Annotated in this window: 14 protein-coding genes and 2 pseudogenes; 2 read left to right on the forward strand and 14 right to left on the reverse strand. The window is 75.1% G+C overall.

Features of this window, described 5'->3' with window-relative positions; genetic code table 11:
- Window positions 1-30: 30 nt before the first annotated feature.
- The 5 genes and pseudogenes from GSY69_RS07845 to cysK form a co-directional block, all read right to left on the reverse strand.
- Entirely contained in the window at window positions 31-705 is a 675-nt protein-coding gene (locus GSY69_RS07845; protein WP_160953314.1) for a CE1759 family FMN reductase, read from the reverse strand.
- A 117-nt stretch (window positions 706-822) separates the two neighbouring features.
- The gene (locus GSY69_RS07850) at window positions 823-2,046 is read right to left on the reverse strand and encodes an LLM class flavin-dependent oxidoreductase (RefSeq protein ID WP_160953315.1); all 1,224 of its coding nucleotides are present in this window, start codon (window positions 2,044-2,046) and stop codon (window positions 823-825) included.
- Window positions 2,047-2,060: 14 nt separating this feature from the next.
- Window positions 2,061-3,302: an alpha/beta fold hydrolase gene (locus GSY69_RS07855; protein WP_160953316.1), complete on the reverse strand. Its 1,242-nt coding sequence runs from the start codon at window positions 3,300-3,302 to the stop codon at window positions 2,061-2,063.
- Window positions 3,303-3,692: 390 nt separating this feature from the next.
- Window positions 3,693-4,223 (reverse strand): annotated as a pseudogene (epsC, locus tag GSY69_RS14635) (serine O-acetyltransferase EpsC); the annotation flags it as partial.
- Between the two features lie 59 nt (window positions 4,224-4,282).
- A complete protein-coding gene (gene cysK / locus GSY69_RS07865; protein ID WP_160953318.1) occupies window positions 4,283-5,212 on the reverse strand; it encodes a cysteine synthase A in 930 nt (309 codons plus the stop codon).
- Between the two features lie 287 nt (window positions 5,213-5,499).
- Between cysK and def the strand changes: the two genes are divergently transcribed.
- The gene (gene def, locus GSY69_RS07870) at window positions 5,500-6,075 is read left to right on the forward strand and encodes a peptide deformylase (RefSeq protein WP_160953319.1); all 576 of its coding nucleotides are present in this window, start codon (window positions 5,500-5,502) and stop codon (window positions 6,073-6,075) included.
- Between the two features lie 125 nt (window positions 6,076-6,200).
- On the opposite strand, the gene udk is transcribed toward def, so the two are convergent.
- Window positions 6,201-6,812 carry a uridine kinase gene (udk, locus tag GSY69_RS07875; RefSeq protein ID WP_160953320.1) on the reverse strand — a complete coding sequence of 204 codons (612 nt, stop codon included), beginning with the start codon at window positions 6,810-6,812 and terminating at the stop codon, window positions 6,201-6,203.
- A gap of 8 nt (window positions 6,813-6,820) precedes the next feature.
- Window positions 6,821-7,975 carry a hypothetical protein gene (locus GSY69_RS07880; protein ID WP_202410934.1) on the reverse strand — a complete coding sequence of 385 codons (1,155 nt, stop codon included), beginning with the start codon at window positions 7,973-7,975 and terminating at the stop codon, window positions 6,821-6,823.
- Window positions 7,976-8,140: 165 nt separating this feature from the next.
- On the opposite strand from GSY69_RS07880, the gene GSY69_RS07885 reads away from it, so the two are divergent.
- Window positions 8,141-10,492: a heavy metal translocating P-type ATPase gene (locus tag GSY69_RS07885; RefSeq protein WP_160953321.1), complete on the forward strand. Its 2,352-nt coding sequence runs from the start codon at window positions 8,141-8,143 to the stop codon at window positions 10,490-10,492.
- 126 nt (window positions 10,493-10,618) lie between these two features.
- Here the strand turns inward: GSY69_RS07885 and gatB are convergent, their stop codons facing one another.
- From gatB to GSY69_RS15185, 7 genes and pseudogenes are all read right to left on the reverse strand, one after another.
- The gene (gatB, locus tag GSY69_RS07890) at window positions 10,619-12,097 is read right to left on the reverse strand and encodes an Asp-tRNA(Asn)/Glu-tRNA(Gln) amidotransferase subunit GatB (protein ID WP_160953322.1); all 1,479 of its coding nucleotides are present in this window, start codon (window positions 12,095-12,097) and stop codon (window positions 10,619-10,621) included.
- Between the two features lie 15 nt (window positions 12,098-12,112).
- Window positions 12,113-13,615, reverse strand: a complete 1,503-nt coding sequence (gene gatA / locus GSY69_RS07895; RefSeq protein ID WP_160953323.1) for an Asp-tRNA(Asn)/Glu-tRNA(Gln) amidotransferase subunit GatA — start codon at window positions 13,613-13,615, stop codon at window positions 12,113-12,115.
- Between the two features lie 2 nt (window positions 13,616-13,617).
- Window positions 13,618-13,923 carry an Asp-tRNA(Asn)/Glu-tRNA(Gln) amidotransferase subunit GatC gene (gene gatC, locus GSY69_RS07900; protein WP_160953324.1) on the reverse strand — a complete coding sequence of 102 codons (306 nt, stop codon included), beginning with the start codon at window positions 13,921-13,923 and terminating at the stop codon, window positions 13,618-13,620.
- A gap of 213 nt (window positions 13,924-14,136) precedes the next feature.
- The gene (locus tag GSY69_RS07905) at window positions 14,137-14,475 is read right to left on the reverse strand and encodes a hypothetical protein (RefSeq protein ID WP_160953325.1); all 339 of its coding nucleotides are present in this window, start codon (window positions 14,473-14,475) and stop codon (window positions 14,137-14,139) included.
- 121 nt (window positions 14,476-14,596) lie between these two features.
- Window positions 14,597-17,142, reverse strand: a pseudogene (gene ligA, locus GSY69_RS07910) (NAD-dependent DNA ligase LigA).
- Window positions 17,139-18,197 (reverse strand): uroporphyrinogen decarboxylase/cobalamine-independent methonine synthase family protein, encoded by a 1,059-nt coding sequence (locus GSY69_RS07915; RefSeq protein ID WP_160953326.1) that lies wholly within the window; start codon window positions 18,195-18,197, stop codon window positions 17,139-17,141. The pseudogene ligA and the gene GSY69_RS07915 overlap by 4 nt, the downstream one beginning before the upstream one ends.
- Entirely contained in the window at window positions 18,194-20,188 is a 1,995-nt protein-coding gene (locus GSY69_RS15185; RefSeq protein ID WP_160953327.1) for a S9 family peptidase, read from the reverse strand. The genes GSY69_RS07915 and GSY69_RS15185 overlap by 4 nt, the downstream gene beginning before the upstream one ends.
- Window positions 20,189-20,265: the final 77 nt, after the last annotated feature.

The following is a 20,265-nucleotide window of genomic DNA, read 5'->3' on the forward strand; positions in this document are numbered from 1 at the left end:
CGGGCCCCTGGCCCGGCGGGCCCGGGCGGCTCAGCCCATGTTGAGCAGCTGCTCGAATGGCGTGACCTGCGCCGGGTCGAACTCGTCGGGGCGGCGGTGGGGCTCCGCCACCTCGGCGTCGGTGCCCGGAGCCGCGGCGGCGCGGTCGGGTCCGCCCACGCCGGTGCGGATCGAGCACACGAGGCCCATGAGCTCGGCCGCGCCGGCCTCGGCCCGCGCGTTCGGCGAGCCGGCGCCGCCCCCAGCGCCCCAGTCCTCGGTCGCCGCGTAGACGGTGGTGGGCAGCACGATGCCCTTGAGGTAGGCGATGACCGGGCGCACCTGGGAGTCCAGCACGAGCGAGTGGCGGGCGGTGCCGCCGGTGGCGGCGAGCAGGACGGGCTTGCCCTGCAGGCCGCCCTCCGGGAAGAGCTGCCAGAACAGCGTGAAGATGCCCACGGGCGCGGCGTTGTAGACCGGGGTGATCGCCACGACGGCGTCCGCGGACTCGATCTCGGCGAACGCCTCCTCGAGGCGGGGCGTGGGCATGCCCGTCAGCGTCATGTCGACGAGGTCGTGGGCGAGGTCGCGCAGGCTCACGGTGCTCACCTGCGCCTCGGTCCCGGACTCCTCCGCCCGCTTGCGCACGGCGCGCAGGACGCGCTCGCCCAGCGCGGTCGAGGACGAGGACTCGGACATGGATGCGGAGACGGCGACGATCTTCATCGGGACTCCCCCTTCTGCTCGCTGTGCTCTGGGTGCTCGGCCGGGTGGGCGGCGCTGCCCCCACACCCTATGACAGCCCGCGGGGGCGAGGCCGCGCCGGCCTCGCCCCCGCGCGGCTCAGCCCTGGGAGCCGGCGCCGCCGGCCCCATCGGACTTCGTGGCGCCCTCGGACTTCTTGGATTCCTCGGCCTCGCGGCGGGCGCGCTCCTCGCGGTCCTTGAACGCCTGGGAGTCGCGGCCGCCGCCGGGGATCGGGTCCTTGTCGGCCTCGTGGCGCGCGACGAGCCACTCGTGGGTGGGCGCCTCGGGCACCTCGGGCGAGTGCTGGGCGGCGAACTCCTTGCGCAGGGTGGGCAGGACGTCCTCGGCGAGGAGGTCGATCTGCTCGAGCACGGTCTTGAGCGGCAGGCCCGCGTGGTCGACGAGGAAGAGCTGGCGCTGGTAGTCGCCGGCCCATTCGCGGAAGGACAGCGTGCGCTCGATGACCTGCTGCGGCGAGCCCACGGTCAGCGGGGTCTGCTTCGTGAAGTCCTCCATGCTGGGGCCGTGGCCGTAGACGGGCGCGTTGTCGAAGTACGGCCGGAACTCGTTCCAGGCCGCCTGCGAGTCCTTGCGCATGAAGACCTGCCCGCCCAGGCCCACGAACGCCTGGTCGGCGGTGCCGTGGCCGTAGTACTCGTAGCGCTGGCGGTAGAGGTTGACCATGCGCTGCGTGTGGTACGTCGGCCAGAAGATGTTGTTGTGGAAGAAGCCGTCGCCGTAGTAGGCGGCCTGCTCGGCGATCTCGGGACTGCGGATGGACCCGTGCCACACGAACGGCGGGACGCCGTCGAGCGGGCGCGGGGTGGCGGTGAACCCCTGCAGCGGGGTGCGGAACTTGCCCTCCCAGTCGAGGTCCTCCTCGCGCCACAGCCGGTGGAGCAGGTTGTAGTGCTCGATGGCCAGCGGCAGGCCCTGCCGGATGTCCTTGCCGAACCACGGGTAGACGGGGCCGGTGTTGCCGCGGCCCAGCATGAGGTCCATCCGCCCATCGGCCAGGTGCTGGAGGTAGGAGTAGTCCTCGGCCAGGCGCACGGGGTCGTTCGTCGTGATGAGGGTGGTGGCCGTGCTCAGCTCGATGCGCTGCGTCTGCGCGGCGATGTTGGCCAGCAGGACCGGCGGGTTGGCCGGGGCCGCGAACGGCGGATTGTGGTGCTCGCCGGTGGCGAAGACGTCGAGGCCCACCTCTTCGGCCTTCTTGGCAATCTCGACCGTCGCCTTGATGCGCTCGTGCTCCGTGGGCACGGTGCCGGTCACGGGGTCCGGGGTGACGTCCCCGATGGTGAAGATGCCGAATTCCATGGCCACTCCTTAGTTTAACTTTTAACTAACTTGTGGGGGTGCAACGCGGGGCCTGGGACGCTTATTCCGACACCGGGCCCGCGCGGGGAGAGCGCACGCGCACCGGACGCACCGACCACGCTGGGGGCACCGACCGCGCCGGGGGCCGCCACGCTCGGCACGCCCGCGCGTGGCCCTGACGGGCCCGCCCCGCGCGCCCCGGACTCACCCGCGCCCGGCCCGGGCACGCCGGGCCCGCGCACCTCGGCGCCGCAGGGCACCTCGCCCCGCGCGCTCGAGCCGGCGGCCGCACACACCGCGCCGCCGTCGAACTCGGCCTCGACACGGCGGATGAGGTTCGCGCTGAGCGCGGGCCGGTCGGCCATGACGAAGTGCCCCGAGCGCGTGATGACCTCGGTGATGACGCGGCACTCGCGGGCCAGCTCGCGGGCCTCGGCGAAGACCTCGCCCACCCAGCGCCGCGAGCGCAGCTGGGTGACGAGCCCGGAGGCCGGGAAGATGCCCAGCACCGCCTGCGGGCGCAGGGGCGCACCGGAGCGCAGCGCTGCGAGCTGGCCGGCGCAGTGCTCGAAGTCGACGATCTCGCGCACGAGGCGCCGGAGGAAGCCGGGCTGCACATACGCCAGCGGCAGCACCCCGTGGCGCGCGTAGATCCCCGCCCAGCGCAGGGCGCCCACGAGGATCGAGCCGGTGTCGAAGAGGAAGCGCGCGCGCGCCAGCAGCCGGCGCTGCACCGTGCGCACCAGCGAGTCCTTCGGCGCCGGCCGACCGGCCACGAACGGCAGCCCCGCCTCGCTGAGGGTGGAGCCGTCGAGGAAGACCCCGCCGCGCAGCCGCTCCGGGTGCAGGCGCAGGGCGGCCTCGACGATGTAGGCGCCCATCGAGTGGCCGAGCGCCAGGGCGGGTTCGCGCACTCCGCACGCGTCGAGCACGCCCACGAGGCGCGCGGCCTCGACGGGCAGGGAAACACGGGTCAGCGCGGCGCCGGCGGCCTCGTGGACCGCCTCGGCGCCGGCGAGGGCGCACTCGGCTTCCTGGGGCGAGGCCTCGCGCCAGCCGGGCCGGGCGAAGACGATGACGCGGTGATCGGCGGCGAGCTCCTCGACCAGCGGCAGCCAGTCCGGGATCGCCGAGCCCACGCCCGCGGAGCAGATCACGACCGGCCCGCTGCCCGCGTCGAGGACGCGGGTGCGGCGGCCCAGCACGCGCAGCCAGCGGATCTTCGCGCGTCCGCCCACGCGCCTCAGCAGGCGCATGTGCAGGGCCCCGCTGCCATGACGGCGGACGACGTCGACTTCATGGCCACACTCTATGCGCACCCGGCGACCGCGCAGGGGCGCGTCCAGCGCCCGCCGCACACCCGCTCAGATCCACAGCGCCGGCTCCACGAGCACGGCCGGGTCCACGGGATCGGCGGGATCCGCCGCCGGCGCGGCGGGCGGGCGCGAGCCGGCAGGCGGGCGCGAACTGTCCTGCGAGCGCGAGCCGGCAGGCGCCTCCCCCGCGGACCCCTCGCCGCGGGTGCCACTCGAGCCGCCCGCACCAGCGGTGCGTCCCGAATCACCGCCCGCGCCGTCAGCACCGCCGGCGCCACCCGGCCCCCGCGCGCCCGCCCGATCGCCACCTGCCTGGGCCGCGCCCGCACCCCTGGCCGGCCGCACCGCGGCGGGGATGCCCACGGCCACGGAATCGGCCGGCACATCGCGCACGACGACGGCGTTGGCGCCCACGGAGGAGTTCGCGCCGATCGTGATGGGGCCGAGCACCTTGGCGCCCGCGCCGATCATCGCGCCGTCGCCCACCGTCGGGTGGCGCTTGACCGCCTGCAGCGATGTGCCGCCCAGCGTGACCTGCTGGTAGAGCATGACGTCATCGCCCACCTCGGCGGTCTCGCCGACGACGATCCCGGAGGCGTGGTCGATGAAGAAGCGCCGCCCGATCTGCGCTCCCGGGTGGATCTCCACGCCGGTGAGCGTGCGCACGGCCTGGGAGAGCAGGCGCGCGGGCACCCGGCCCGCGGGCCGCTGCCAGAGGCGGTGCAGGCCGCGGTGGGCCCAGATGGCGTGGAGGCCGGGGTAGCTGAGGATCGTCACGAGGTCGTTTGTGGCCGCCGGGTCGCGCCGCCGCGCGGTCTCCAGGTCCTCGCGCAGGGCCGCGCGCACACCCGGGCGGGTCAGCCCGTAGGCGGCCGCGCCGGCCGCTGCCGCCGCGGCGGCGAGTCCGAACCGCACGGCCCTCAGTCCATGTACTCGGCGAACAGGGGCGTGGAGAGGTAGCGCTCGCCGAAGTCCGGGAAGACGACGACCACGCGCTTGCCCTGGTTCTCCGGCCGGCTCGCCACCGCCTCGGCGGCGGTGAGCGCGGCGCCCGAGGAGATGCCCACGAGGATGCCCTCCTCCTGCGCGACTCGGCGGGCGGCCTCGTTCGCGGCTTCGTTGTCCACTGCGACGACCTCGTCGTAGACCTCGCGGTTGAGCACGCCCGGCACGAAGTTCGCGCCGATGCCCTGGATGGTGTGCGAGCCGGCGGTGCCCTCGCTCAGCAGCGGGGAGGCGGCGGGCTCGACGGCGACGATGCGCACGCCGGGCACCTTGTCCTTGAGCACCTCGCCCACGCCGGTGAGCGTGCCGCCGGTGCCGATGCCGGCGACGAAGACGTCGACGCGCCCGTCCGTGTCCGCGAGGATCTCCTGGGCGGTGGTGGTGCGGTGGATCTCCGGGTTGGCCGGGTTCTCGAACTGGCGGACGAGGACCGCGTTGTCCTGGCCGCCGATCTCCTCCGCCTTGTCCACCGCGCCCTTCATGCCCTCGGCCTTCGGGGTGAGGACGAGTTCGGCGCCGAAGGCGCGCAGCAGGGCGCGGCGCTCCTTCGACATGGACTCCGGCATCGTCAGCACCACGCGGTAGCCGCGGGCCGCTCCGACCATCGCGAGCGCGATGCCGGTGTTGCCGCTCGTGGCCTCGACGATCGTGCCGCCGGGGCGCAGCTCGCCGGATGCCTCAGCCGCGTCGACCATGGCCACGCCGATCCGGTCCTTCACCGAGTTCGCCGGGTTGTAGTACTCGAGCTTGGCGACGACCTCCGCGCCGGTGCGCTCGCTGGCGGCGCCCAGCTTGACGAGGGGGGTGTGGCCGATGAGCTCGGAGACGTTGTCGTAGATCTTCACGGTGCGGTCCTTTCGCGTGCCTGCAGGGTCGGATCCCGCGCGGAGCGGGAGGGGCGGCCCGCCGGGCCGCTGCGCGCGGCATCGCGGGGGGCGCCGGTGACCAGCCAATGGCTTCAGCTGCTCGGCGCGCCGGGCGCCGCCCGCGCGGCCGCCGACGGGCGGGCAGCGCGGGACGGCGCAAGGCGTCCTATGAGCGGCAACTGAGGCCCCGCGCGGCTTATTCCGCCTCCCCGGACTCTTGCAGGCGGCGCATGGGCGGCCCGGGGCCTCCACTAGACTCAGCGGCTATGGCCATCCACCCCATCGTCGTGTGCGGCGAGCCCGTCCTCCACGCTCCCGCGGCCCCCGTCGAGTCCTTCGACGCGCAGCTGGGCGAGCTCGTCTCGGACATGCGCGAGACGCTCGCGGCCTCCAACGGGGTGGGCTTGGCCGCGCCCCAGATCGGCGTGGGCAGGCGGATCTTCGTCTTCGACGCGGACGACGACGAGGCGGGCGTCCACCGCTCCGGCGTGTTCGTCAACCCGATCCTCGTGGCCACGCGCGTGCCCGAGGGCCGCCCCGACCCCGACGACGACTCCGAGGGGTGCCTGTCCGTGCCGGGCCTCGACTTCCCGCTCAAGCGCGCCCACCGGGTGACCGTCAACGGCCGCGACGAGGCGGGCGAACCCGTCTCGCTTACGGTGGAGGGCTGGTTCGCGCGCATCATGCAGCACGAATTCGACCACCTCCAGGGCACGCTCTACGTCGACCGGCTCGAGGGCAAGTGGGCCAAGCGCTGGAAGAAGGCGAAGGCGGAGCTGGGCTACGGCGAGCCCGGCGAGTCCTGGCTGCCGGGCACGGACCCGGACCCGTTCGGCCACTGAGGGCTCTCACGTCCCCGCGGGGACGCCGTGCCCCATCCCGCGCCCGAGGTGCGGGCCGGGGGACGCTCGACCCGCACCCGGGGCGCGCGTCGCCCGCTCGGCCCCCGCCTCGGGCGCGGGACCGCTCAGAGGCGCCGGTCGATGGCCCGGGTGATCATGTCGAGCGCGACGAGGTTCTGGCCGCCGGCGGGGATGACGAGGTCCGCGCGGCGCTTCGAGGGCTCGACGTAGAGCTCGTGCATGGGCTTCACGGTGGTGAGGTACTTGTGCTCGACGGATTCGAGGGAGCGCCCCCGCTCGATGACGTCGCGGCGGATGCGGCGCAGGATGCGGACGTCCGCGTCGGTGTCGACGAAGAGCCGGATGTCGAACAGCGCGCACAGCGCCTCATCGGCGTAGATGAGGATGCCCTCGACGATGATGACGGGGCGCGGCTCGACACGCACTGTGGCCTCTGAGCGGTTCTGGTCGGCGAAGTCGTAGACCGGCGAGTCCACGGCCCGCCCCTCGCGCAGCCGGGCGAGGTGCTCGATGAGCAGGGCGTCGTCGAACGCCTCGGGCGCGTCGTAGTTGAGCGCCGCGCGCTGCTCGAATGCGAGGTCGTCGCGGCGGGCGTAGTAGTCGTCCTGGCGCAGCAGCACGCAGCGCCCGCGGTAGGCGTCCATGAGGGCCCGCGTGAGCGTGGTCTTGCCGCTGCCGCTGCCGCCGGCCACGCCGATGATGATGGGGGGCTCCACGCCGCGGCTCAGCGCTCGCCCTGGCGCGCGGGGCGCTCGACCTCGGGCGCGGGTCGCTCACCCGCGGACGCGTGGGGCGAAGCGGCACCGCGCACGGGCCGGGTGCCCGCGGCATGGGAGCCGCCCGTCTCCCGCTGGGCGGCTGCGAGCCGGCGGTCGAGGTCGTCGAGCCCGTCGAACTCGCCGGCGGAGGCCTCGAGCTCGCCCAGCAGGCCGCGGATCGCATCGCCGTGCGATTCGGCCTCGATGTTGAGCTCGCGGAAGCGCCAGTCGGCGGACTCGTCGTCCGCGGTGTGCGAGAGCACGTCGAGCACCCGGTCCCCCAGCGCCCGCGAGGCCTCGGTGTGCTCGAGGACCGTGAGCTGGCGGTCGAGGTCCGTGAGCCGCCCGTAGTACTCGTGCATCGCGACGACCCGGCCGGCCATCGAGCCGAACGCCTGCGCGAGCTTCTCGCGGTAGACGTCGATCTGCTTGGCGGTGTGCGGCTCGCGCACCCGCTCGAGCTCCGCGCGCAGCTCGAGCAGCTCGCTCAGCCGCACGCCGATCGAGGCGACCGCGTGGTCGAGGTCCACCCGCGCCACGTGGTCGGCCAGCACCGGGTGGCTCCAGGCGCGGGTGGCGACGATGCGCCGCGCGGTGGCGACGGCCAGCTGGAAGAGGCGCTGCTCGTCCGTGTCCTGGCCGCCGGGCCCCGGGCGCCAACCGAGCAGCGCGGGCGTGATCCACCGGGCGCGGCCGGCGGCCTCGCGATCGCGCCGGCGCAGGCGCTTGGGATCGCGCAGGTACTTGTAGCCCGTCACGCCGGACACCCCTGCGGTCGCCGCGGCGGCCAGGCCGGTGGCGACCGCGCCCACCTCGAAGAGCCCGCCGGAGGCCAGGGACAGCACCGCCGTGGGCAGGCCGAACAGGGCGGTGCCGGTGGCGCCCGCCGCGGTCCAGGAGGTGAACGAGACGTTCGAGCGGATGATGTTGCGGTTCATGAGGCGCGAGGCCATCGCCCCGCGCAGGCTCGGCTGGCCCGCCGTGCCGGCGCCCACCCGGTAGCCGCGGGCGCTCCACGCGCGGAGCACGGAGTCCGGCACGCTGTCGGGGACGAGGATGCGGTAGTCGGGCACGCTCGCCGCGCACTCCCTGCGCCACAGGGATCGCCAGGACCTGCTCATCGCCGCCTCCTCGTCTCCGGCCGGTGCCCGCCGCTGCGGACTGCTGCCAGTGTAGGTCCGCCGGCTGGACCGCCGCTGAGGGCACCACCCCCCTGCCCCGCCGAGGCGCGCAGCAGCACCGCCCACCCCCTTGCCCGATACCCCCTTGGGGTATATGTTCGAGGCATGTCCCACTCCGATCCGCACACCGCCCGCCCGCACGGCCCAGGACACGCCGAAGCACCCGGCGCAGCGCCGGCGTCCGAGGCGCGGCCATCCGGCGCTCAACGACCCGGTGCCGAGGGAAACCGGCACGGCGGCGGCCAGTGCGGCGGTGGTGACCAGCACGGTGGTGGGGCCCAGCACGGCGGCAACCCGACCCACGGGCACGGCGGTGGGGCCGGGGCACCCGGGACCCAGCCCGGTCACCAGCACGACCACGGTCACGACGACCAGCACAGTCGCGGCGACCACCACGGCCACGGGGGCCATCACGACCACGTGGCGATGTTCCGGCGCCTGTTCTGGACCATGCTCGCCCTGGCGGTGCCCGTCGTGGGGTGCAGCCCGATGTTCGCCCAGCTCGTGGGCTATGAGATCCCCGCCGGGCCGCTGGCCTGGGTCTCACCGGTGCTCGGCACCGTCATGTACGCGTGGGGCGGCCGGCCGTTCCTCACCGGCGCCGCCTCCGAACTGCGGGCGCGCCGGCCCGGGATGATGCTGCTCATCGCGCTGGCGATCACCGTGGCGTTCGCATCGTCGTGGGGCGCGGCGCTCGGACTGCTCGACCCGGGCCTGGACTTCTGGTGGGAGCTCGCCCTCCTCATCGTCATCATGCTGCTGGGCCACTGGATCGAGATGCGCTCGCTGGCCCAGACCTCCTCCGCCCTGGACTCCCTCGCCGCGCTGCTGCCCGAGGAGGCCGAGCGCGCGGTGCCCGGCCGGGACGGGGAGACCACCGAGCGCGTCGCGCCCGCAGCCCTGCGCGTGGGCGACACGGTCATCGTCCGGCCGGGGGCGGCCGTGCCCGCCGACGGCGAGGTCGTCGACGGCTCGGCCCACCTCGACGAGTCGATGATCACGGGCGAGTCGCGGCCGGTCGTCCGCTCGGCCGGCGACCGGGTGGTCGCGGGCACCGTCGCACAGGACTCCGGGCTGCGGGTGCGCGTCACCGCCACGGGCGATGACACCGCCCTGGCCGGCATCCAGGGCCTCGTCGCACAGGCCCAGCAGTCGTCCTCGCGCACGCAGGCGCTGGCCGATCGCGCGGCCGGCTGGCTGTTCTGGTTCGCACTCGGCGCCGCGGTCGTCACCGCGCTCGTCTGGGCGCTGGGGCTGGGCCGGCCGGACGAGGCGGTGGTGCGCACGGTCACCGTCCTCGTCATCGCCTGCCCCCACGCGCTGGGTCTGGCGATCCCCCTCGTCATCTCGATCGCCACCGAGCGGGCCGCCCGCGCGGGCGTGCTCATCCGCGACCGGCTGGCGCTCGAGGCGATGCGCACCGTCTCGACGGTCGTGTTCGACAAGACCGGCACGCTCACCCGCGGCGAGCCCGCGGTCACGGACATCGCCACCGCATCCGACGGCGCCTCCCCCGGCGCCGACGAAGTCCTGCGCCTGGCCGCGGCCGCCGAGTCCGACAGCGAGCACCCGCTGGCCCGCGCGATCGTCGCCGCGGCGCAGGAGCGCGGCCTGACGATCCCGCAGTTCTCCGACTTCTCCTCCCGCCCGGCGGTGGGCGTCCAGGCGCGGGTGGACGGCGCGCGCGTGCAGGTGGGCGGGCCCGCCCTGCTCGCGGATGCCGGCGCGCAGCCGCTGACCGCCGCGCACGACTGGTCGGCCGACGGCGCGACGGTCCTCCACGTGCTCGCGAACGGGCGCGTCATCGGCGCCCTCGAGCTCGCCGACGACGTGCGCCCCGAGTCCGCCGAGGCGGTCGCGGCACTCCATCGGGAGGGCATCGGCGTCGTCATGATCACCGGCGACGCGCAGGAGGTGGCGGAGGCCACGGCGCGCGGGCTCGGCATCGACCGGGTCTTCGCCGGCGTGGCCCCGGCGGACAAGGAGAAGCACATCGCGGCCCTCCAGGCCGACGGGCACCGGGTCGCAATGGTGGGCGACGGCGTCAACGACGCCCCCGCCCTGGCGCGCGCGGACGTCGGCATCGCGATCGGCGCCGGCACGGATGTCGCGATCGCCTCGGCCGGGGTCATCCTCGCCTCGTCCGACCCCCGCGCCGTGCTCTCCGTCTTCGAGCTCTCGCGCAGGGCCTACCGCAAGATGGTGGAGAACCTCTGGTGGGCCGCCGGCTACAACCTCATCGCGGTGCCGCTGGCCGCCGGGGTGCTGGCGCCCATCGGCTTCCTCATGCCCATGAGCGCGGGCGCCCTGCTCATGTCCGCCTCGACCGTGGTCGTCGCCGCCAATGCCCAGCTGCTGCGCCGCCTCGACCTCGACCCGGCGGCCGTGACCGCCCGCATCCTCGACGGCAGCTCAGGAGCCTCGCGCGCGAACGGGCCCGGGCACCCCGGCGCCTGAGCCCGCACCACCCGGCCGCACGGCGGCTGCCCCCGGCGCCGCACGCGTGCACGGCGCCGGCCTCCGGCGCACACCGCCGCGGCCCGCCCCCGGTCGTGCCAGAGGCGAGCGGCGGGCGGGGTGCGCTCAGCCGAGCCTGGCGAGGATCAGCTCGCGGGCGCGGCCCGCATCGGCCTGGCCGCGCGTGGCCTTCATGATCGGGCCGATGAGCGCCCCGATCGCCTGCTGCTTGCCGCCGCGGATCTTCTCCACGACGTCGGGGTTGTCCGCGATCGCCTGGTCGACGGCGGCCTCGAGCGCGCCGTCGTCCTGGACGATCTCGAGCCCGCGGGCGGCCATGACCTCGGCGGGGCTGCCCTCGCCCGAGATCGTGCCGTCGAGAACCTGCCGGGCGAGCTTGTCGTTGAGCCTGCCGGCCTCGACGAGGCCCGCGAGCTCGGCGATCTGGGCGGGGCTCACGAGGTCCTCGGGATCCCGCTCGTCCTGCTTGGCGCGGCGGGCGACCTCACCGGTCCACCACTTGCGCGCCGCCGCGGGCGACGCGCCCAGCTTGACCGTCTCCTCGACGGGGTCCAGGAGGCCGGCGTTGATGACGTCGCGCATCTCCAGCTCCGTGATGCCCCATTCTCCGATGAGCCGGCGGCGGCGCGCGGCGGGCAGCTCCGGCAGCGAGGCGCGGATCTCCTCGACCCACTCGCGGGCCGGCTCGACCGGCACGAGGTCCGGCTCCGGGAAGTACCGGTAGTCGTCCGCATCGGACTTCACGCGCCCGGACGAGGTCTCGCCGGTGTCCTCGTGGAAGTGGCGGGTCTCCTGGAGGATCGACTCGCCGGCGGCGAGCAGCGTGGCCTGGCGGGCGATCTCGAAGCGCACGGCCCGCTCGATCGAGCGGAACGAGTTGACGTTCTTCGTCTCCGTGCGCGTGCCCAACGGGGCGTCCGGCGAGTCGCGCAGCGAGACGTTGATGTCGGCGCGCACATTGCCCTGCTCCATCTTCGCCTCGGAGACGCCGAGGGCCTTGAAGATGTCGCGCAGGGTGCGCACATAGGCGGCTGCCACCTCGGGCGCTCGCCTGCCCGTGCCCTCGATGGGGTGGGTGACGATCTCCACGAGCGGCACGCCGGCGCGGTTGTAGTCGACGAGGGAGTGGTCCGCGCCGTGGATGCGCCCGCCGGCGCCGCCCACGTGCGTGTTCTTGCCCGCGTCCTCCTCCATGTGCGCCCGCTCGATCGGCACGTGCACGAGCTGGCCGTCCTCGAGTTCGACGTCGATGCCGCCGTTCGCGGCGATCGGCTCGTCAAACTGGGAGGTCTGGAAGTTCTTCGGGTTGTCCGGGTAGAAGTAGTTCTTGCGCGCGAACCGGCAGGACTGCGCGATCTCGCAGCCCAGCGCCAGGCCGATCCGGATCGCGTACTCCACGCCCTTCTCGTTGACGACCGGCAGCGCTCCGGGCAGGCCGAGCGAGACGGGCGTGGTGTTCTCGTTCGCGCCGCCGCCGAACGAGTTGGGCGCGGCGTCGAACATCTTCGTGGCGGTGCCGAGCTCCACGTGGACCTCGATGCCCAGGACCGGGTCGTAGCGCTCGATTGCCTCTTCGTACTTCATCTCAGTCCCTCTCGCTCACAGTTCCGGGGCCGAGGCGAGGACCGGGCCCGCGCCCGCGCTCGCCAGGGCGGTTTCCAGGCCGGCGCCCACCTCGTAGAGGCGGGCGTCCTCGCGCGCGGGGGCCAGCAGCTGGAAGCCCACGGGCAGGCCGTCGGCCAGGCCCGCCGGCAGGCTCATCCCGGGGATGCCGGCGAGGTTCGCCGGGATCGTCGCGATGTCGCCCAGGTAGAGGGCCATCGGATCGTCGGCGGACTCGGCGCCGAACTCGTAGGCCGTCGTGGGCGCGGTGGGCGAGACGAGCGCATCGGCGGCCTCGAAGGCGCGCGCGAAGTCCCGCTGGACGAGCGTGCGGACCTTCTGCGCGGAGCCGTAGTAGGCGTCGTAGTAGCCGGCCGACAGCGCGTAGGTGCCCAGGATGATGCGGCGCTTGACCTCCGCGCCGAAGCCCGCGGCGCGCGTGGCGGCCATGACCGTCTCGGCCGTGACGGTCCCGGACTCGGGCTCGGCGCGCAGGCCGTAGCGCATCCCGTCGTAGCGGGCCAGGTTCGAGGACACCTCTGAGGGCATGATGAGGTAGTAGGCGTCGAGCGCGTAGGACAGCGCCGGCAGGTCCACCTCGACGATCTCGGCGCCCTGCGCCTCGGCGGCGTCCAGTGCGGCCCGGAAGGCCGCGAGGACGCCGGGCTCCCAGCCCTCGCCCTGGAGCTGCTTGATGACGCCCAGCCGCTTGCCCGCCAGGCCCGCCGCCGCGCCGGCCCGCGCGGCGGCGGTGAAGTCCGGCACCGCCTCGGGCAGGGAGGTGGAGTCGAAGCGGTCGTGGCCGGCGAGCACGCCGTGCAGCGCCGCCGCATCGGCCACCGTGCGGGCCACCGGGCCCACCTGGTCCATGGACGAGGTCATCGCGATGACGCCGTAGCGGGACACGGAGCCGTACGTGGGCTTGACGCCCACGGTGCCGGTGAAGGCGGCGGGCTGGCGCACCGAGCCGCCGGTGTCCGTGCCCACGGACAGGGGCGCCTCGTAGGCGGCGACGGAGGCCGCCGCACCGCCAGACGAGCCGCCGGGCACGCGGGCGGGATCCCACGGGTTGAGCGTGCGGCCGAACGCCGAGTGCTCAGTCGTGGAGCCCATCGCGAACTCGTCGAGGTTCGTCTTGCCCAGCAGCGGCATGTGCGCGGCCTGGGTCTTCCGGTAGACGGTCGCGTCGTAGGGCGGCACGAAGTCGGCGAGCATCCTCGACCCGGCCGTCGTGGGGATGCCCGAGGTGGAGATGAGGTCCTTGTGCGTGACGGGCACGCCGGCCAGCGGGGGGAGCTCCTCGCCGGCGGCGCGGCGGCGGTCGACGTCCGCGGCGGTGGCGAGCGCGGTGTCGGCCGTGACGGTGATGAAGGCGTTGAGGCGCTCGTCGACCGCGGCGATGCGGTCGAGGTGGGCGCGGGTGACCTCCGTCGAGGAGTAGTCGCCGGCGGCCATCCCCTGGGCCAGGTCGAGCGCGCTCAGGCGGGTGAGGTCGGCCATCGTCACTCCTCCCCGAGGATCTGCGGGACGAGGAACTTACCCTCGTCGTCCGCGGGGGCGTTCGACAGCGCCTGCTCGGCGGTGAGCGTCTCGCCCACGGTGTCGGGGCGCATGACGTTGCGCAGCGCGATCGGGTGGCTCGTGGCCGGCACGTCGTCCGTGGCGACCTCCGCCACTCGCGCGACGTTGCCGAGGATGTGGTTGAGGTCCCCGGCCAGCGCCGCGAGCTCCTCGTCGTCCATGGCGATCCTGGCGAGCTGGGCCAGGTGGGCCACTTCTTCGGATGTGATCGCGGATTGCTCCGGCATCGTCACCCCTTCAGGTGGATGGGCTGTGGTTCTCGCTGTGCGGCGGGCCGCCGCGCTTCGCCGTCTACCTTAATCGAGGCCCGCGGGCCCGGTGCGCGGAGTGCGCCGGGCGGGGTCGGGAGCACCGAGTGCGGCGGTCGCCCTGGGCTCGGGCGAGTGGACGGGAGCAGGGCCGTCATCGCGGTCAGCGGGCGGCGGGGCCCACGCCGCGGCTCATGCGCTCTCGGGGAACGTGCGCTCACCGGAGATGTAGCCGGCGAGGTCGGCCGCGACGCGCTCGGCATCGGCGCGGGCCATCTCACCGCCGTCCGCGGCCGCGAGCAGCTCCGCGCGCACCGCCTGCACGCGCGAGCGCTCCGATTCGCCCGCCTGAGGCGCGGCGGCCGCGGGCGCGGCGGCCGTGGGCTCCTGGCGGGCGCCCCCGCCGTGGAACGTGGCCTCCAGCAGTGCCCGAGGCGCGGGCGGGGCCGGCGCCTGCGCGGCGGCGATGCTCGTGAGGGCGGCCGAGAGGCCCAGCGTGCTGAGGAGGACGAAGCGGGTGGTGCGGTTCATGCGTCCCACTGTCCCAGCCGCGGCTGAGTGCGGTGGGGTGCGCGCCTGTGCCCCGGCTGAGGGCGGCCCCGCGTGCCCCGTGACGGCGCGGGAGGCGGCCCGGTGCAGCGGATTCGGGCGCTCAGCCCTCCGGCGTGTCGCCCGTTGGGTCGGCCACCGTCTCGTCCGCACCGTCGTCCGCGGCGGCATCCGCGGCATCGCCCGCCGTCTCGTCCCCGCCGGCGTCGGGCCCCTCGGCCAGCAGCCGCGCGAAGCCGTCGGCGTCGAGGATCGGCACGCCCAGCTCCTCGGCCTTGGCGAGCTTCGAGCCCGCCGCGTCGCCGGCCACCACGTAGTCCGTCTTGTTCGACACGGAACCGGCCGCCTTGCCGCCGGCTGCGACGATCGCCTCCTTGATGCCGTCGCGGGTGTAGCCGGGCACGGAGCCCGTCGCGACGATCGTCAGCCCGGCCAGGGTCTGCGGCGCCCCGGACTCCTCCGGCGCCGCATCGGCCATCTGCACGCCGGAGGCCGCCCAGCCGTCCACGAGGGCCGCGTGCCAGTCGACGGCGAACCAGTCGACGACGCTGTCGGCGATCGTCGGCCCCACTCCCTCGGTCTCCGCGAGCTCCTCCCGGCTGGCCGCGCGCAGGCCGTCCATCGTGTAGAAGCGGGCGGCGAGCGCGCGGGCGGCCGTGGGCCCCACATGGCGGATGGAGAGCGCCACGAGCACCCGCCACAGCGGCTGGCCCTTCGCTCGCTCCAGCTCGTCGATGAGAACCTCGGTGGTCTTGCCCGGCTGGGAGCCGCGCTGCTCGCGCCACTGCCCGGCGGACTTGTAGAAGCCGTACTTCGGCCGCGACCAGAACGCCGGCGCCAGGCGCCAGTCGCCGGTGGGCTCGCCGTCGCGGCGCTCGGGCTGGAAGACGAGGACGTCGCGCAGGTCGTCTGCGGTGAGGTCGAAGAGGTTGGCCCCGGTCGTGACGACGGGGGCCTGGGGGCCGGGCAGCAGGGGGTCGGCGGGGTCTGTGACCCGCAGCAGCGGCACCCCGTCGGTGCCCTCGGCCACCGCGCCGTTCTTGACGACGCAGAACTGCTCGAGCTGCGCATCGGCCGCCGAGCGCAGCGGCAGGTAGAGGGCGTGGCCCGCGCCCAGCCCGGCCAGCGCCTCGGGCCGGCGGCGGTCCGGGTCGGTGAGCGCGATGGCCGACTCCTCCCCCAGGGACTCGATGTCGAAGGCGCCGCGGGAGGCGGCGTGCTCGATGCGCCCGGTGACCTGGGCGGGGCAGGAGAGCGCATTGGGGCAGCGCAGGTCCTTGTCGCCCTCCTTCTGCTCGGCCAGCGGGGTGCCGCAGGCCGGGCAGTCGGCGGGCATGTGCCACTCGCGCTGCGTGCCGTCGCGGTCTGCGACGACCGGGCCGAGCACCTCGGGGATGACGTCGCCGGCCTTGCGCAGCACGACGGTGTCGCCGATGAGCAAGCCCTTGCGCGCGACCTCGTGGGCGTTGTGGAGGGTCGCGCGGTCCACGGTGGAGCCGGCCACGCGCACCGGCTCCATGATGGCGTAGGGGGTGGCCCGGCCCGTGCGGCCGATGTGGACGCCGATGTCGAGCAGCTTCGTCGTCACCTCCTCCGGCGGGTACTTGTAGGCACAGGCCCAGCGCGGGGCGCGCGAGGTGTAGCCCAGCTCCCCTGGACCGCGATGTCGTCGACCTTGACGACGATCCCGTCGATCTCGTGGAGGACATCGTGGCGGTGCTCGCCGTAGTAGGCGATGTAGTCGTTGACGTCGCGCTGGGTGCGGCACTCGCGGAAGTACTCGCTGATCGGCATCCCCCAGGAGCGCAGCAGCTCGTAGACCTCGGACTGCAGCGCGGGCTCCGGGTGGGATTCGTCGGCCGGGACCCAGGCCGCCACCCCGTGGACGAGCATGTGCAGGGGCCGCTGCGCGGTCACGCGCGGGTCCTTCTGGCGCAGTGAGCCGGCGGCGGCGTTGCGGGGATTGGCGAACGGCGCCTTGCCCTGCTCGACGAGGCCCGCGTTGAGCTCGCCGAACGCCTCGACCGGGAAGAAGACCTCGCCGCGGATCTCCACCTGCTCCGGCGGGTGCTCGGTGTCCAACCGGGCGGGGATGTCCGCGATCGTGCGCACGTTGGCGGTGATGTCCTCGCCCGTGTAGCCGTCACCGCGGGTGGCCGCGCGCACCAGCCGGCCCGCGCGGTAGAGCAGGTTGACGGCCAGGCCGTCGATCTTGAGCTCCGAGAGGAAGCGGGTGCCCGCGGGCACCTGCTTGGCCACGCGGGCGAACCAGGCGTCGAGCTCCTCGACGGAGAAGACGTCGTCCAGGGAGTACATCCGCGCGGTGTGGTCGACCGCCTCGAACGTCGAGGTGTCGGCCCGGCCGCCCACCCGCTGGGTGGGCGAATCGGCGCTCGCGAGCTCCGGGTAGGCCTCCTCGAGTCCGCGCAGGCGCTCCATGAGCGCGTCGAACTGCGCATCGGAGACCGTGGGCGCGTCGGCAACGTAGTAAGCCTCGCGGTGGGCGTCGATCTGGGCGGCCAGCTCGTGGGCGAGCCGCTGGCGGGCCGCGGGGTCGCCGAGGTCGGCGCCGGGCCCGCTCGCATCCTCCGGGGTGGGCTCGGGGTGCGCCGGCTCGGCGGGGTCGGGCACGGGGGTCTTGCTCGTCATGCGTCCTCCTCGAGTGCGGCGGCGATGCGGGCGGCCAGGCGCAGACGGGTGCGCGCTCCCGCGGGCGCGGCATCCGCCGGCAGCAGCGGCGGGTCGTCCACCGGCAGCTCCCAGCCGGTGAGGACGCCCAGTGCGGCCGCGGCGGCCGCGGGCATGCCGAGGGCCGTCCAGGGCCGGCGCACGGCGTCGACCCAGCGGGTGACCTCACCGGGCTCGGCGCCCGCGTCGGCGGGCAGGCGCAGCCAGACCTCGGTACCGGAGTCCGCTGCCTCCGCCAGCCGCTCCCAGTGCGCGCGCCCTGCCGGGGAGTCCGCCGGCAGCGGCACGGCGATGGCGCCGGCACCGGCATCGGCGAGGAGGTCTTCGCGGCGCAGGCGCGCGCCGCGCACCTCGACGCTGCCCAGCCGTGGCAGGGCGATGATCGTGTCCTCGCCGGTGCGGCGGAGGAACGAGCGCAACCCGCCCACGACCGCGGCCTCCGGCACGGCCGGCAGGGTGCGCAGCCCGGAGACGGTGGGCACCCTCCCGGCCAGCACGGCGTCAAGGGCGGTCTCGAGCAGGCGCACGCGCGGGGCCTGGCCGAGCGCCCGCTGCGCGCGGGCCAGCAGCTGCTCGGCACCGGCCGCGTAGGCCTGGAGCACGTCGCGCACGGCCCCCGGATCGGCCAGGGCGCGGCCGCCGCCGGGCAGGCTGAGCGCGCTCAGCAGGGTCCACGGGCCGGGCAGGCTGAGCAGCGCGCGGCCCTCGAAGCCCGCGCCGTACTCCTCGGCGGCCTCGAGCGCGCGCGCCGTGCGGGAGCGCTCGCGGCGCAGATCGCGCCCGGCCCCCGCGGCCAGGCGCCAGCCGTAGGAGTCGCGGTCGACGGGCAGGCCGTCGAGCAGGGCGGCGGCGCAGCCGACGGCGTCCACGGCCCACCGGGTCTCGCCCACGGCCGGAGCGGCGAGCAGCGGCAGCGGGGGCAGGCCCTCGCCGAGCTCCGCGAAGGACGCGGCCGCGGCCTCGCGGGCATCGGTGCCGGGCCAGGGCCCCAGGCCCGCCGCGCGCAGGGCGCTCACCGGCCCCGCCCCCGCAGCACGACCGGCGGCACATCGGGGGTCTCGAAGCCCATGACGCGGCCGTAGAAGGACAGCTCCGCCTCGAGGGCGGCGGCGATGTTGGCCGGCTGGGTGAAGCCGTGGGACTCGCCGGGGAAGAACAGCGCCGCGTACGGCACGCCCCGCTCGTCCAGGCCTGCGGCCAGCTGCTCGGCCTGACTGCGCGGCACCACCGGATCGACGTCGCCCTGGAAGATCGCGATGGGCGCGCGCACGGTGTCGAGGCGGCCCAGCGGCGAAGCGCCCGCGTATGCCTCCGGGCCGCCGGCCAGGCCCTCCACGTAGCGGGACTCGAAGTCGTGGGTGGAGGCGGCCAGCGTCGTCAGGTCCGCCACCCCGTAGTAGCTGGCGCCCGCCGCGAAGACCGTCGTGTCGGTCAGCGCGCGCAGCACCGTGTAGCCCCCGGCCGAGCCGCCGCGGATGCCCAGCCGGGCGGGATCGGCCGCGCCCTCGGCGACGAGCGCTGTCATGACCGTCACCGCGTCGGCGACGTCCACCTCGCCCCAGCGGCCGCGCAGCCGCTCGCGGTAGGCCCGCCCGTAGCCGGTGGAGCCGCCGTAGTCGACCTCGACGACGCCGATCCCCCGCGAGGTGAAGTAGGCGTGCTCGAGCGAGACCCGCGGGGTGGCCTGCGCGGTGGGGCCACCGTGGATGACGGCGAGGTAGGGCGCGGGCCCGGCGGCCTCCGCGTCGGGGCTGTGGGGCGGGTAGACGATCGCGTGGACGCCGTCGAACTCGCGGACCGCGGGGCGCGGCAGGTAGGCCGCGGGGACGGGCAGCTCCGCGGCCAGGGCGATGGCGAAGAGCCGGCCGCTGGGGATGTCGTAGGCGTAGAGCCCGGTGATCCGGTCCGGCCCGCCGCCCAGCAGCAGCGCGGTGTCACCGGAGACGTCCTCGAGGGCGAACGCGCTGAGCTCGCAGGGCAGTTCGCGCACATCGCCGTCCTCGCGGGCGGCGGGCGAGGCATCGGCCCACAGCAGCCGGGAGGTCCCGCTCCTCGCCTGGGCCAGGATGCGGCTGCCGCCGCGGGCGGGCAGGTACCAACGGGCGTCGAGGCTCCACAGCGGGCCGCCGATCTCGCCCTGGTCCGCCAGCAGGGGCTCGGCCTCGGGCCGCATGGCACCGGGGCGGCCCTGGGCCCGGGCCAGGAAGTCCGGCGCGCTGAGCCGGTAGAGCGTCCAGGTCCCGGTGCGGTCGGCGCTCACGGCGAGCCGGGCGGTGGACAGCCACTGGGGCTGGAGCACGGATTCGCCGGGCTGGCCGAAGACGGCGCAGGGCTCGCCGCCCGGCTCGCACAGGTAGAGCCGCGTCTCGTCCCACGGCATGTCGGGGTGGTCCCAGCCGATGAATGCGAGCAGTGCGCCGTCCGGGGACAGCTGCGGCTGGGCGAGGAAGTGCGGCCCGCGGGCCAGCTCCGCGACGGCGGGCGCTGCGCAGGCCTGTGCGGGCTCGGCGCTGGTGTGCGCTGCGACTGCGGGCGCGCGCGGGTCGATCGCGACGATGGCGCGCTCGATCCCGCCCGGCAGGTGCGCCTCGCGGATCCCCAGCAGGCGGCCGCCCGAGTACGCGAGGCCGCCGTAGCGCACGGCCGCCCCGCTGGCGGGGGTGAGCGGCTCCGGGTCCGCCCCGGTGCGGGCGGTGTCGAGGCGGTAGAGGCGCTGGTCGGCGCCGTTGACGAAGACGAGCAGGCCCGCGTCGTCAAGCGCCCAGGCCCCGCCGCCGTACTCGTGGACGCGGCTGCGGGCGCTGAACCCGGCCGGCAGCAGCTGGCGGGCCTCGCCGGGGCGGGCGACGGCGGTGGTGAAGACTCCGATCCGGCCGCCCTCGGCGGGGATCCGCTGGGCGTAGCAGATCCGCTCGGCCGCGAACCGGGCGTCGCTGACGGGCGCCTCGGCGCCGGCGACGAGGGCAGCAGTGAGCGGCGAGCGCCAGGCGCCGGGGGCAGCGCTCACGCGGGCGTGCCTTCCGCCGGGCCGGGGGCGCCCGGCTCCACGGCCGCACCGTCGGCGGCGGGCGCACCGTCGGAGAT

Origin of the sequence: Brevibacterium rongguiense, assembly GCF_009857845.1 — a bacterium.
Classification (GTDB): Bacteria; Actinomycetota; Actinomycetes; order Actinomycetales; family Brevibacteriaceae; genus Brevibacterium; species Brevibacterium rongguiense.